Annotated in this window: 8 protein-coding genes; 6 read left to right on the forward strand and 2 right to left on the reverse strand. The window is 60.1% G+C overall.

The window, feature by feature from the left end:
• The coding region (locus tag NW816_RS11650) for a zinc ribbon domain-containing protein (protein ID WP_414409259.1) at nt 1-321 on the forward strand (321 nt) is incomplete at its 5' end.
• A gap of 99 nt (nt 322-420) precedes the next feature.
• On the forward strand, nt 421-951 hold the full coding sequence (locus NW816_RS11655) for a pentapeptide repeat-containing protein (protein WP_414409260.1): 531 nt from the start codon (nt 421-423) through the stop codon (nt 949-951).
• 84 nt (nt 952-1,035) lie between these two features.
• On the opposite strand, the gene NW816_RS11660 is transcribed toward NW816_RS11655, so the two are convergent.
• Complete coding sequence (locus NW816_RS11660; protein WP_414409290.1) at nt 1,036-1,749, reverse strand: heme oxygenase (biliverdin-producing); 714 nt, start codon at nt 1,747-1,749, stop codon at nt 1,036-1,038.
• 593 nt (nt 1,750-2,342) lie between these two features.
• On the opposite strand from NW816_RS11660, the gene rpoB reads away from it, so the two are divergent.
• The 4 genes from rpoB (at nt 2,343) to NW816_RS11680 (ending at nt 12,447) form a co-directional block, all read left to right on the forward strand.
• On the forward strand, nt 2,343-5,762 hold the full coding sequence (gene rpoB, locus NW816_RS11665; protein WP_414409261.1) for a DNA-directed RNA polymerase subunit beta: 3,420 nt from the start codon (nt 2,343-2,345) through the stop codon (nt 5,760-5,762).
• A gap of 127 nt (nt 5,763-5,889) precedes the next feature.
• Entirely contained in the window at nt 5,890-7,773 is a 1,884-nt protein-coding gene (locus NW816_RS11670; RefSeq protein WP_414409262.1) for a DNA-directed RNA polymerase subunit gamma, read from the forward strand.
• 134 nt (nt 7,774-7,907) lie between these two features.
• A complete protein-coding gene (locus tag NW816_RS11675) occupies nt 7,908-11,744 on the forward strand; it encodes a DNA-directed RNA polymerase subunit beta' (RefSeq protein ID WP_414409291.1) in 3,837 nt (1,278 codons plus the stop codon).
• The gene (locus NW816_RS11680) at nt 11,722-12,447 is read left to right on the forward strand and encodes a uracil-DNA glycosylase (RefSeq protein ID WP_414409263.1); all 726 of its coding nucleotides are present in this window, start codon (nt 11,722-11,724) and stop codon (nt 12,445-12,447) included. The genes NW816_RS11675 and NW816_RS11680 overlap by 23 nt, the downstream gene beginning before the upstream one ends.
• Here the strand turns inward: NW816_RS11680 and tenA are convergent.
• A complete protein-coding gene (gene tenA, locus NW816_RS11685) occupies nt 12,444-13,103 on the reverse strand; it encodes a thiaminase II (protein ID WP_414409264.1) in 660 nt (219 codons plus the stop codon). The two genes, NW816_RS11680 and tenA, sit on opposite strands and share 4 nt — an antisense overlap.
• Nucleotides 13,104-13,128 lie beyond the last annotated feature (25 nt).

Genomic DNA, 13,128 nt, shown 5'->3' on the forward strand with positions numbered 1-13,128 from the left:
ACTCAGACCCTCAAACCGAGCCAACGCTGTCCCCAATGTGGGGCAGTCCACAAGGAGTGGGCGGACTTGAGCAACCGTTATCATGTCTGCTCGGCTTGTGGGTTTGAAATCCCCAGGGATCGGGGCTCGGTGATGGTGATGCACAACGTTGCCACTAATCGGCAACCGGGGTTGGGAACCGGCCTCGTGAGTCTTGGATGCTTCAGCTCTACTTCAAAGTCCTGCGGGGCTATGAAGCACCTGGGGCAGAGGAAGAGACAGAAACTTCACCGTCAAGCGAATGGGGCATCAGAAACCCCATCCGCCTATGCGGTGGGGTAGTTCATGATAGCCCAATCTGCCGGCGGGATCCCTATCCGGTAAGATAAAACCAGAAGCAATTCCCAAGCCATAGAGGTTTCCTTGAGGGAGGGATCCACGATGTCTGTTGCTTGGCTGGCTTCGGTTCTGGCGAGGCGGTCTTGGCTGAGCCGTTTCCTGCGGGGGATGGTGCTTTGCGGGCTGATACTCTGCCTGGGGGTTACTCCGCTGGGATCCCCGGCCCACGCCGAAGACTACACCAAACGAGATCTACAGGGGGTGAGCTTTGCAGGGCAAGACCTGAGCGGCTGGAAGTTTCTCAAGGCCAACCTGCGCCAAAGCGATCTCGGCCATGTGAAGGCGGCAGGGGCGAACCTGTTCGGGGCCAATCTCAGCAAAGCCAACTTGCGCGGAGCCGACTTGCGCGGGGCCACTTTGGACATGGCCAACCTACAGGGTGCGGATCTGCGAGAAGCGCAACTGCAGGACAGCATGATGTGGCTGGCCCGAGTCGAAGGGATCCAAATTGATGGGGCGGATTTCACCAATGCGTTGATACGGCAAGACGCCCTCTCCATCCTTTGCGAACGGGCCACCGGCGTTAACCCTGTAACCGGTCGGGCCACCCGCGACACTCTTGAATGTGACTGATCCTCACCCCCGGCTCTTCTCCCAGAGGGAGAGGGGAGATAGGCAGCAGAACCCATCGCCTCACTGCCCTCTGGAATCCGGATTTTAGGAGCTGGGAGCGGCTGCCTCAGAACGGGCGGGCTTGCGTTGAAACTGGCTGAGCAGAGAGTTCCAGGCCAAGCGGGCCATCGACAACAGCCAATTGCCCTCCAACTCCCTAAACAGATCCATGTTCAGCTTGAAGGCATAGTTGGCCTCTGCCACAATGCGGTCGATGGTGGTTTGATCCAGCTCCAACGCATCCAGCTGGGCGCGGTAGCGCTGCTTGAATTTGCCCTCATGAGGGATCTGCTCGAAATCGTAGAAGGCCGTTCCTTCCCCCTGCGGCAAGCCCATGGCCCGGCGGGCAATGTTTTTGAGGATTTGACCGCCCGACAGGTCGCCGATGTAGCGGGTGTAGGCGTGAGCGATCAGCAGAAGCGGATCTTTTTCCACCACTTCCCGAATGCGGTTGACATAGACCTGGCAGGCAGGGGAGGGCTTGACCAAAGAGCGCCAGTTGGGGCCAACAAAATAATTTAAATCCTTCTCCAGGCTGGCCTTGCGCCACAGCTCTGGGTAGTAGAGCCGGCCCACCAGGGGGTGCTCTCGCAGTTGGGCAAAGCCTTCTTCCAAAGCGCTGTAGACAAAGTAGAAATTGCCCAGGTAGCGGCTGTAGGCCCGTTTACCCACCACTCCCTTCAGGAAACACTTGATAAAGGCCATGTTCTCGGCCATGGTGTGGGACTGCTTGGTGCCCTCTCGCAACTGGGCCGACAAGCTGTGGTCCCGGTTATACAGATCACTTTTTTTATTCTGATTGTTCTGACTTTGACTCACAAAACCCTCCTCGCCAACAAACTGTGCTTCATTAGATCACCCGCAGATCACCCGCAAGCCATCCCGAGGTTCCCCCAGCCTGAGAAGCTTTGTAAACCCATTCCCGATCCTTTCTCATGATTGATGGCTCCGCGTCTTGCCCCCTAGCCTGCATCAACAGCGTGCATCTCAAAAGCGACGCAAACCGGCGCCAAGTCCACTCTGTCGACCGGCTGAGCCTGTCAGAGCCACCCCTCCGATCCCCAAGGTTGACCGGAAATCCGAGCTGGAGCAGCGGATGATCCGCAAAAACGGTTAAAGATTAGAATAATCTGCTTGAGTGTGAATGGATGTGAACAATCCTTAAGGCATGGCGGAAACCGCCCCTGCCCCGGCAGCCAAAAGGGGATCCCCAGCGGTTTTGCCGAGATTTTCCAAGTGAGCCCTCAAGGGATCCGGACAGCCCCTCGACCTTTGTAACGTTCGTTGACGATCGTTGGCGGGGTTTCTATAATGAGAAGCCTGACTGCAGCGCGACCCCTCCCGAGCAACGCATGACACAATTAGCAGTGCCATCCCCTGTCGCTCCTACCTTTCCTGACCTGGTAGAGATTCAGCGGGAGAGTTTCTTGTGGTTTTTGCGAGAAGGGTTTGAAGAGGAGCTTCTCAGCTTTTCCCCCATCGTCGATTACACCGGCAAGCTGGAACTGCATTTCCTGCCCGAATATCGCCCTGGGGATCCCTCCAAAGGGTATAAGATTAACCGCCCCCGCTACGACCCCGAGGAGGCGAAGCGGCGAGACGCCACCTACCAAGCGCAAATCCGGGTGCCCACCCGCCTCATCAACAAGGAGACCGGCGAGATCAAGGACATGGACGTCTTCATCGGCGAACTGCCCTTGATGACGGATCGCGGCACCTTCATCATCAACGGCGCTGAGCGGGTGATCGTCAACCAAATTGTGCGCAGCCCCGGCGTCTATTACAAGTCGGAGCTGGACAAAAACGGGCGTCGTACCTACAGCGCCAGCCTGATCCCCAACCGTGGTGCCTGGCTGAAGTTCGAGACCGACAAAAACGGCCTGGTTTGGGTGCGCATCGACAAAACCCGCAAGCTCTCGGCGGCAGTTTTGCTGAAAGCCCTGGGCCTGAGCGACTCCGAGATTTACGACAACCTGCGCCACCCCGAATTCTTCCAGAAGACCATGGAGAAAGAGGGGCCCTACAGCGAAGAAGAGGCCCTGATGGAGCTGTACCGCAAGTTGCGGCCCGGCGAACCTCCCACTGTATCGGGTGGCCAGCAGTTGCTGGAATCCCGCTTCTTCGACCCCAAACGCTACGATCTGGGCCGGGTAGGGCGCTACAAGCTGAACAAAAAGTTAAACCTCAACGTAGCGGAAAATGTGCGGGTGCTTACCGTCCCCGACATCTTGGCCGTCATCGACTACCTGATCAACTTGGAGTACGACATCGGCCATGTGGACGACATCGACCACCTGGGCAATCGCCGCGTGCGTTCTGTGGGTGAGCTGCTGCAAAACCAGGTGCGGGTGGGCCTAAATCGCCTGGAGCGGATCATCCGAGAACGGATGACGGTCTCCGAGTCGGAAAACCTCACCCCGGCCTCTTTGGTCAACCCCAAACCCTTGGTGGCGGCTATTAAAGAGTTCTTCGGCTCCAGCCAGCTCTCCCAGTTCATGGATCAGACCAATCCTCTGGCGGAGCTGACCCACAAGCGGCGGCTATCTGCCCTGGGCCCCGGCGGCCTGAGTCGGGAACGGGCCGGCTTTGCCGTGCGGGACATCCACCCCAGCCACTACGGGCGCATCTGCCCCATCGAAACCCCAGAAGGCCCCAACGCCGGGTTGATCGGATCCCTGGCCACCCACGCCCGCGTCAACCAGTACGGCTTTATCGAAAGCCCCTATTACCGGGTCGAGAACGGCGTGGTGCGCAAAGATCTGGGCATGGTCTACCTCACTGCCGATGAAGAGGACGAGTACCGCGTAGCCCCTGGGGATGTGCCGGTGGATGCCGAAGGCCGCATCACTGCCGATTTGGTGCCGGTGCGCTACCGCCAGGAGTTCACCACCGCTCACCCCACAGAAGTCCACTACGTCCAGGTGGCACCGGTGCAGGTTATCTCTGTGGCCACCTCCTTGATCCCCTTCCTGGAGCACGACGACGCCAACCGCGCCTTGATGGGAGCCAACATGCAGCGGCAGGCGGTACCCCTGCTTAAGCCGGATCGGCCTTACGTGGGCACGGGCTTGGAAGCGCAGGCGGCACGGGACTCCGGCATGGTGGTGGTGTCGCGCACCAATGGCGTGGTGACCTACGTTTCCGCCGACGAAATCGTGGTTCGGCCAGATGACGGCGGCGATCCGATTGTCTACCGCCTGCAGAAGTATCAGCGCTCCAACCAAGATACCTGTCTCAACCAGCGCCCCCTTGTCTATACGGGGGATCGGGTATTGGCTGGCCAGGTGCTGGCGGATGGCCCGGCTACCGAGGGTGGCGAGCTGGCTTTGGGCCAAAACGTGTTGGTGGCCTATATGCCCTGGGAGGGCTACAACTACGAAGATGCCATCTTGATCAGCGAGCGGCTGGTCTACGACGATGTCTTCACCTCGGTACACATCGAGAAGCATGAGATCGAGGCCCGGCAAACCAAGCTAGGCCCGGAAGAGATCACCCGCGAGATCCCCAACGTGGGGGAAGATGCCCTGCGCGACCTGGATGAAAACGGCATTGTGCGCATTGGGGCTTGGGTGGAAGCCGGCGATATTCTGGTGGGCAAGGTCACTCCCAAAGGGGAGTCTGATCAACCGCCAGAGGAGCGGCTGTTGCGGGCCATTTTCGGGGAAAAAGCTCGGGATGTGCGGGACAACTCCCTGCGGGTGCCCAACGGCGAGCGCGGTCGGGTGGTAGATGTGCGCATCTTTACCCGCGAACAGGGAGATGAGCTGCCTCCGGGCGCCAACATGGTGGTGCGGGTCTACATCGCCCTCAAGCGCAAAATCCAGGTGGGGGACAAGATCGCGGGCCGTCACGGCAACAAGGGTATCATCTCCCGCATCTTGCCGATTGAGGACATGCCCTACCTGGCGGACGGCACACCGGTGGATGTGGTGCTCAACCCCTTGGGGGTGCCCTCTCGCATGAACGTGGGCCAAGTGTACGAGTGCCTGCTGGGCTGGGCAGCAGAGCATCTGGGGGTGCGCTTCAAGCTGATGCCCTTCGACGAGATGCACGGTTTGGAAGCCTCCCGTCTGACGGTGGAGGCCAAGCTGAGGGAAGCCCGAGAGAAGACCGGCAAGGACTGGATTTTTAACCCGGAAGGCAAGTACTGCGGCAAAATCCAGGTGTTTGACGGTCGCACCGGGGAGCCCTTCGACCAGCCCGTTACGGTGGGCCGCGCCTACATGCTGAAGCTGGTGCACTTGGTGGATGACAAGATCCATGCCCGCTCCACCGGCCCCTATTCTTTGGTGACCCAGCAACCGCTGGGGGGCAAGGCGCAGCAGGGCGGCCAGCGCTTTGGGGAGATGGAGGTGTGGGCTTTGGAGGCGTTTGGGGCGGCCTACATCCTGCAGGAGCTGCTCACCGTCAAGTCCGACGACATGGTGGGGCGCAACGAGGCTCTCAACGCCATCGTCAAGGGCAAGCCCATCCCTCGACCCGGCACGCCGGAGTCCTTCAAGGTGCTGGTGCGGGAGCTGCAGTCCCTCTGCCTGGATGTGTCGGTACACAAGGTGGAGGTGGACAGCGAAGGGCAAACCCACGATGTGGAAGTGGATCTGATGGCCGATACCTCCAACCGTCATACTCCCTCTCGACCCACTTATGAATCGGTTACGTCTGAGGATCTCTCGCCATCACCAGCCTTTACCAGAGTGCTCCGCACCGCTGACGCGAATGCCAGCCGTAGCCGTGAGGAAGATGAGGACGGAGAAGAGGAAGATGACTTTTGAGTGTTGAGAGGGCTCCGTGCCGCTGACGCGAACGCGACGGGGATCCCATTCAGCCCGCGAAGGAGGGCGGGGTTTGCCTTTCCTTTGGGTTTAGGTGCCAGGGCAGCAAGTCAGGAGGAGAATGGCGATGGCCAAAACAGAGCAACGCTTTGACTACGTCAAAATTGGCTTGGCTTCTCCAGAGCGGATCATGGAGTGGGGCCAGCGCACCCTGCCCAATGGTCAAGTGGTGGGGGAAGTCACCAAGCCTGAGACCATCAATTACCGCACCCTCAAGCCGGAGATGGATGGTCTCTTTTGCGAGCGCATCTTTGGGCCGGCCAAAGACTGGGAATGCCACTGCGGCAAGTACAAGCGGGTACGGCATCGGGGGATCGTCTGCGAGCGCTGTGGGGTGGAGGTAACCGAGTCGCGGGTGCGCCGCCACCGCATGGGCTACATCAAGTTGGCTGCCCCCGTCACCCATGTTTGGTATTTGAAAGGGATCCCCAGCCACATTGCCACGCTGTTGGACATGCCGCTGCGGGATGTGGAGCAAGTGGTGTACTTCAACGCCTACGTAGTGGTGGATCCGGGCAATGCCCAGAATCTCTCTTACAAGCAACTGTTGACGGAGGATCAATTCCTCGAGATCGAAGATCAGATGTACGAGGAGGGATCCGAACTGCAACTGCCGGAGAACTGGGCGATGATCGGGGCGGAGGCCATCGAGCGCCTGCTCAAGGATATCGACCTGGAAAAAGAGGCGGAGCAACTGCGGGAGGAGATCACCAGTGCTCGCGGCCAAAAGCGGGCGCGCCTGATCAAGCGGCTGCGGGTAATCGACAACTTCATCGCCACCGGATCCCGTCCGGAGTGGATGGTGTTGCGGGTGCTGCCGGTGATCCCGCCGGATTTGCGTCCCATGGTGCAGTTGGATGGGGGCCGCTTTGCCACCAGCGACCTCAACGATCTCTACCGTCGTGTGATCAACCGCAACAACCGTCTGGCCCGGCTGCAGGAGATCATGGCGCCGGAGATCATTGTGCGCAACGAAAAGCGCATGCTCCAGGAGGCGGTGGACGCGCTGATCGACAACGGTCGGCGGGGGCGCGTAGTGGCGGGGGCCAACAACCGTCCCCTCAAGTCCCTCTCCGACATCATCGAGGGCAAACAGGGGCGCTTCCGGCAAAACCTGTTGGGCAAACGGGTGGACTACTCCGGGCGTTCGGTGATCGTGGTGGGGCCCAACCTGCGCATGCACCAGTGTGGCCTGCCCAAAGAGATGGCCATCGAGCTGTTCCAGCCCTTTGTCATCCACAAATTGATCAAGCGGGGCATTGTCAACAACATCAAGGCTGCCAAAAAGATGATCCAGAGCAACGACCCGCAGGTTTGGGATGTGCTGGAGGACGTGATCGACGGCCACCCGGTTTTGCTTAACCGCGCTCCCACGCTGCACCGCCTCGGGATCCAAGCCTTTGAACCGATCCTGGTGGAGGGAAGGGCGATTCAACTTCACCCTCTGGTTTGCCCCGCCTTCAATGCTGACTTCGACGGCGACCAGATGGCTGTGCATGTGCCCCTGTCGTTGGAAGCCCAGGCGGAAGCGCGCCTGCTGATGCTGGCCACCAACAACATCCTCTCCCCGGCCACCGGCGCTCCCATCATCACCCCCAGCCAAGATATGGTGTTGGGGTGCTACTACCTGACGGCGGACAACCCCCACGCGCCAGATATTGGCGATCGCTTCTTCGCCAGCTTGGAAGATGCTCTCATCGCCTACGACCGCGGCGCCATCGGCCTGCACAGCAAGGTCTGGGTGCGCTACCACGGCCCGATGGAGTTGGGCAAGGGCGAAAAAGAGTCCGAGCCGCAAATTATCGAAGAAGCGGGCGGCATCCGCCTCAAGATCACCAACTACCGCCGTATCCGCGAAGATCAAAACGGCAACGTGATCAGCCAGTACATTCGCACCACGCCGGGCCGGATCATTTTTAACAAGACCGTGCAGGATATTTTGTCTGCGTAGTTACCCTCTGCCGTAGGACGGCTCTTCTCTCCCCTTCTCTCTAGCGAGGCATCATGAGCGAAAAAGGACGATTTTCCGCTGGCCTGTCGCGGCAGGCTGCCGACGGCAACAAAGCCGACGCCCCTTTGCCCCCTGTGCCCTTTCGCAACTATCAAATTGGCAAAAAAGAGCTGCGTAACCTGATTGCCTGGTCTTTTGCCCGCTACGGCACAGCCCGCACCGCTCAGATGGCGGATGCTCTGAAGACCCTGGGCTTCAAATACGCCACCCAGGCAGCCGTCTCCATCAGCGTCGAAGATCTGCGCGTTCCCCCCAGCAAGCGGCAGTTGTTGGCGCAAGCGGAAGCCGAGATCGAGGCGGCCACCGAGCGCTACACCCGCGGGGAAATCACAGAGGTGGAGCGCTACCAAAAGGTGATCGACACCTGGAACCAAACCAACGACCAAATTAAGGAGGAGATGCTCAGCAACTTCCGCCAGAACGATCCCCTTAACTCCGTCTACATGATGGCCAACTCGGGGGCGAGGGGGAATGTCTCCCAGGTACGGCAGTTGGTGGGCATGCGCGGCCTGATGGCCAACCCCCAGGGGGAGATCATCGATTTGCCCATCAAAACCAATTTCCGCGAGGGCCTGACCGTTACCGAGTACATCATCTCTTCCTATGGGGCCCGCAAGGGCTTGGTGGATACGGCCCTGCGCACCGCCGACTCTGGCTACCTCACCCGCCGCTTGGTGGACGTGTCTCAGGATGTGATCGTGCGGGAATCTGACTGCGGCACTGAGCAGGGCATCCTTCTGGAATACCTGATGGACGGGGACAAGGTGGTGGTGTCTCTGGAGGAGCGCTTGGTGGGCCGAGTGTTGGCGCGCGACGTGGTGCATCCACAAACCCAGGAGATCCTCGCCCGCCGCAACCAAGAAGTGGATCACGACTTGGCTAGAACCATTGCAGAGGCTGGCATCCGCCAGGTGATGGTGCGTTCTCCCCTCACCTGTGAAGCCAACCGCTCCGTGTGCCGGATGTGTTATGGCTGGAGCTTGGCCCACTCCCGCCTGGTGGATCTGGGGGAAGCGGTCGGGATCATCGCCGCCCAATCGATTGGGGAGCCGGGCACCCAGTTGACCATGCGCACCTTCCACACGGGAGGCGTGTTTACAGGGGAGGTGGCCCGCCAAATTCGCGCCCCCTTTGCGGGTGTGGTGCGGTTCCCGAAAAATCTGCGCACCCGCCCCTTCCGTACCCGCCACGGCGACGATGCTCTACAAGTGGAGGTAAACAACCAAATCATCTTGGAAGGCCCAGACGGTCAACGGGAGTCCTTCGACATGACTCAGGGATCCACCCTGCTGGTGCGGGACGGAGCCCAGGTGCAGCGGGATCAGTTGATTGCAGAGGTGTCCCTGGCCAAGGCCAGCCGTAAGAGCACCGAGAAAGCCCAGAAAGAGGTGGTGGCCGACCTGGCTGGAGAAATTCGCTTTGCCGATCTGCCCATCGAGGAGAAGACTGACCGCCAGGGTAACACCACCTACACTGCCCAGCGGCAGGGATTGATCTGGGTGATGTCTGGACAGGTGTACAACCTGCCTCCGGGGGCCGAGCCGGTGGTGAAAAACGGGGATCGGGTGCAGGCGGGGGATGTGATCGCCGAAACCTCGCTGGTGACGGAGCATGGCGGCATTGTGCGGCTACCGGAGCGCAGCGACACCAGAAGTGGGCGCGAGGTGGAGATCATCAACGCTTCGGTGGTGTTGCGGGAAGCACGGGTACGGGTGGAATCCCACCAGGGGCGGGAACAATTTTTGCTGGACACTTCCAGTGGGCAGACCTTTGTTCTCAAGGCTACTCCGGGCACCAAAGTGGGCAACGATGAGGTGGTGGCGGAGCTGATCGACAACCACTTCCGCAGTCAGACGGGAGGCTTGGTGAAGTTCGCCGGCATTGAGGTGGCACGGCGCGGCAAGGCCAAGCAAGGTTACGAAGTCATCCAGGGCGGCACCCTGCTGTGGATCCCAGAAGAGACCCACGAGGTGAACAAGGACATCTCCCTGCTGAACGTGGACGATGGCCAGTATGTGGAAGCGGGCACTGAGGTGGTGAAAGACATCTTTTGCCAGAATGCCGGTGTTGTCGAAGTCATCCAGAAGAACGACATTCTGCGGGAGATTGTCATCAAGCCGGGATCCCTGCATCTGGTGGACAACCCCGCCGACTTGGAAGTGAAAAGTGGCACCCTAATCCAGCCAGGGCAACCGGTGCTCAGCAGCATCGTTCCCGACCGACTGGTCTACCTGGAACACGTGGAAACTCCCGAAGGCCCAGGCTTGCTGCTGCGTCCGGTGCAGGAGTACGAGATCCCCGACCGGCCCTTGGTGCCCACTCAAGAGTCCACCAGCGAGTCCGGTCGCTCCATTCGTCTGCGGGCGGTGCAGCGCGTTCCCTTCAAAGATGGGGAGCGGGTGAAGTCAGTAGGCCCTGTAGAACTCCTACGCACCCAACTGGTGCTGGAGATCGATACCGACGCCCCACAACTGAAGGCCGATATCGAGCTAATCCAAGACGAGAAGGATCCCGACATTCGCCGCCTGCAACTGGTGATTCTGGAAACCCTGCTGCTGCGCCGCGATGTGGAAGCGGATCTGACGCAGGGGAGTACCCACACGCGGCTGTTGGTGAGCGAAGGAGACTCCATCTCCAGGGGAGGTGTTATTGCCCGAACCGAAATCCAAGCCAAAAAGGCTGGGATCGTCCAAGGGATCCGCCAGGGAGCGGAAGTGGTGCGGCGGGTGCTGGTGATTACCGACGACGATCTGGTGCAGGTGCCCCTGACAGGTTCAGCCAGCGTGGCGGTAGGGGCGCTGGTGCGGACCGGAGATGAGCTGGCGCCTGGGATCCCTTCTCCACAGTCGGGACAGGTAATGCAGATAACGGACGGCCAAGTGGTGTTGCGGATAGCGCGGCCCTACTTGGTTTCTGCGGGTGCCATTCTGCAGGTACGAGATGGCGATCTGGTGCAGCGGGGGGATTCCCTGGCCCTCCTGGTGTTTGAGCGGGCCAAGACGGGGGACATCATCCAGGGTCTGCCGCGGATTGAGGAGCTGCTGGAGGCCCGCAAGCCCAAGGAAATGTGTGTTCTGGCCAAGCGGCCCGGCACCGTTCAACTGAGCTGGCGGGGAGAGGAGCCGGATTTGAAGGTCATCGAAGCCGATGGCACCGTTAGAGACTATCCTGTGCTGCCGGGGCAAAGCTTGATGGTGGTGGACGGACAGCCGGTGGGGGTGGGGGATCCCCTTACCGATGGCCCTGCCAACCCTCACGACCTCTTGGAGATCTACTACGAGTACCATCGCCAAACCTTTGGAGATGACCAAGCCGCGCGGTTGGCTTTGCGGGAGGTGCAGCGCTTCTTCGTGAACGAAGTGCAGAACGTCTACCGCTCCCAGGGGGTGGAGATCTCCGACAAACACATCGAGATCGTGGTGCGCCAGATGACCTCGAAGGTGCGGGTGGATGATGGCGGCGACACCATCCTGCTGCCGGGCGAGCTGGTGGAGTTGCGGGAAATCCAGCAGACCAACGCCACCATGGCCATTACCGGAGGGGCGCCGGCCAAATATACGCCCGTCCTGCTGGGGATCACCAAGGCCAGCTTGAACACCGACAGCTTCATCTCGGCGGCCAGCTTCCAGGAAACCACCCGCGTGCTTACAGAGGCGGCCATCGAGGGCAAATCCGACTGGCTGCGCGGGTTGAAAGAAAACGTGATCATCGGGCGCCTGATCCCCGCCGGCACGGGCTTCACCACCTACGAGGAGATCACCCCCGAACCGGAGCCTGACGAAGAGGAAGAAGAGCCTGCAGTGTTGCCGGAGCTGCCGCCTCGTTTGATCTTGGAAGACGATCAGTTGATCGACGATTCCACCCCTGCCTTCGACGAGCTGGAGGAGGATGACGACGACGAGGAGGAGTAGGGCGCTGGGGATCCAGGAGTGGGCCACTTTGCAAGCTGAAATCGTCAGTTGCTGCCGCTGTCCCCGCTTGGTGGCTTGGCGAGAGGCAGTCGCCCTTCAGAAGGTGGCCCGTTTTCGGGAGCAGTCCTACTGGGGCAAGCCCGTTCCGGGATTTGGGGATCCGCAGGCGCGGCTGTGGGTGATCGGGTTGGCACCGGCAGCTCATGGGGGCAACCGCACCGGGCGGGTGTTTACCGGGGATCCCAGTGGGGACTGGCTGTTTCGCGCCTTGTACCGAGCTGGCTTTGCCAATCAGCCCACCTCTACCCACCGAGAGGATGGCCTGCATCTGCAGGATTGCTACATCTCAGCCGTGGTGCGCTGCGCTCCCCCAGACAATCGCCCCACCGCCATAGAAGCCAAGGCCTGCCTGGGCTACCTGAAGCAAGAGCTGGAGCTGCTAACCCAGGTGCGAGTGATCCTGACGTTGGGGCATTTTGCCTTCCAACACGCTCTGATGCTCTTGTCGCCTCTCAGGCCCCGTCCCCGCTTTGGCCACAACTGCGTTATTCCCCTGGCAGAGGGTCGCTATTTGCTGGCGTCTTACCATCCCAGCCGGCGCAACACCGCCACACGGCTGCTGACGGAGCCGATGTTGGATGCCGTTTTCGCGCAAGCCCAGCAGTTGCTGTCTGGTAAGCCAGCCCGACCGGCTGAGCATTAGGCGGGTTGCCAAGATTCGAGGCGATAGGCACTGTCCCAAAACAGCCATTCCAACCGGGAGGCAGTGACAAAAGCTGCCCTCATCTTTTCCCGCAGCGGTTCTGTAGCCTGCTGAGCGACGGAGTCGGTGATGTCCAAAGCCTGCTGCACCACTTGGGCAAATTCTTCCCCGGCGTAGGTGTCGATCCACTGTTGGTAGGGATTGTCAGGCTGCGCGGTGCGATAGATGGCGGATCCCACCTCTCGGTAGATCCAAAAGCAGGGCAGCACAGCAGCAATGGCCACCTCATAGGGATCCAAAGCCGCCGCAGCCAATAAAAAACGGGTATAGGTAAAACAAGCAGGAGCATAGGCCGTTTCGGGTTGAATGTCGTAGAGGCGAAAATAGCTTTCATGGAGGCTGCGTTCGGCCACAATGGCCCCTAGGGCAAAGTTCAAGAAACTCACCACTTGCTCAGCCCCTTCGGAACGAGCTCCGATCAAGGCCAGAGCGCGGGCAAAATCCGTGAGATAAAGAGCATCTTGCTGCAAATAAAACTGGAACCGCTGCCGCGATAGGCTGCCCGCTGCCAACTCTCGGTTGAAGGGGTGATCGATGATCTGCTTGTAGATGGGCTGAATGGCTTGCCAAAGGTGGGCTGTAAAGGACTGGGGCATGGCGACCGTCTCTCGGCGTTTGGTC

It is taken from the genome of Synechococcus sp. W55.1 (genome assembly GCF_047461655.1).
GTDB lineage: Bacteria > Cyanobacteriota > Cyanobacteriia > Thermostichales > Thermostichaceae > Thermostichus.

Excerpts from the sequence above, each read along its gene's own strand:
- tenA (WP_414409264.1), bottom strand. The coding sequence starts at position 13,103 with ATGCCCCAGTCCTTTACAGCCCACCTTTGGCAAGCCATTCAGCCCATC.
- NW816_RS11655 (WP_414409260.1), top strand. The coding sequence starts at position 421 with ATGTCTGTTGCTTGGCTGGCTTCGGTTCTGGCGAGGCGGTCTTGGCTG.
- rpoB (WP_414409261.1), top strand. The coding sequence starts at position 2,343 with ATGACACAATTAGCAGTGCCATCCCCTGTCGCTCCTACCTTTCCTGAC.
- NW816_RS11680 (WP_414409263.1), top strand. The coding sequence starts at position 11,722 with ATGACGACGACGAGGAGGAGTAGGGCGCTGGGGATCCAGGAGTGGGCC.
- NW816_RS11670 (WP_414409262.1), top strand. The coding sequence starts at position 5,890 with ATGGCCAAAACAGAGCAACGCTTTGACTACGTCAAAATTGGCTTGGCT.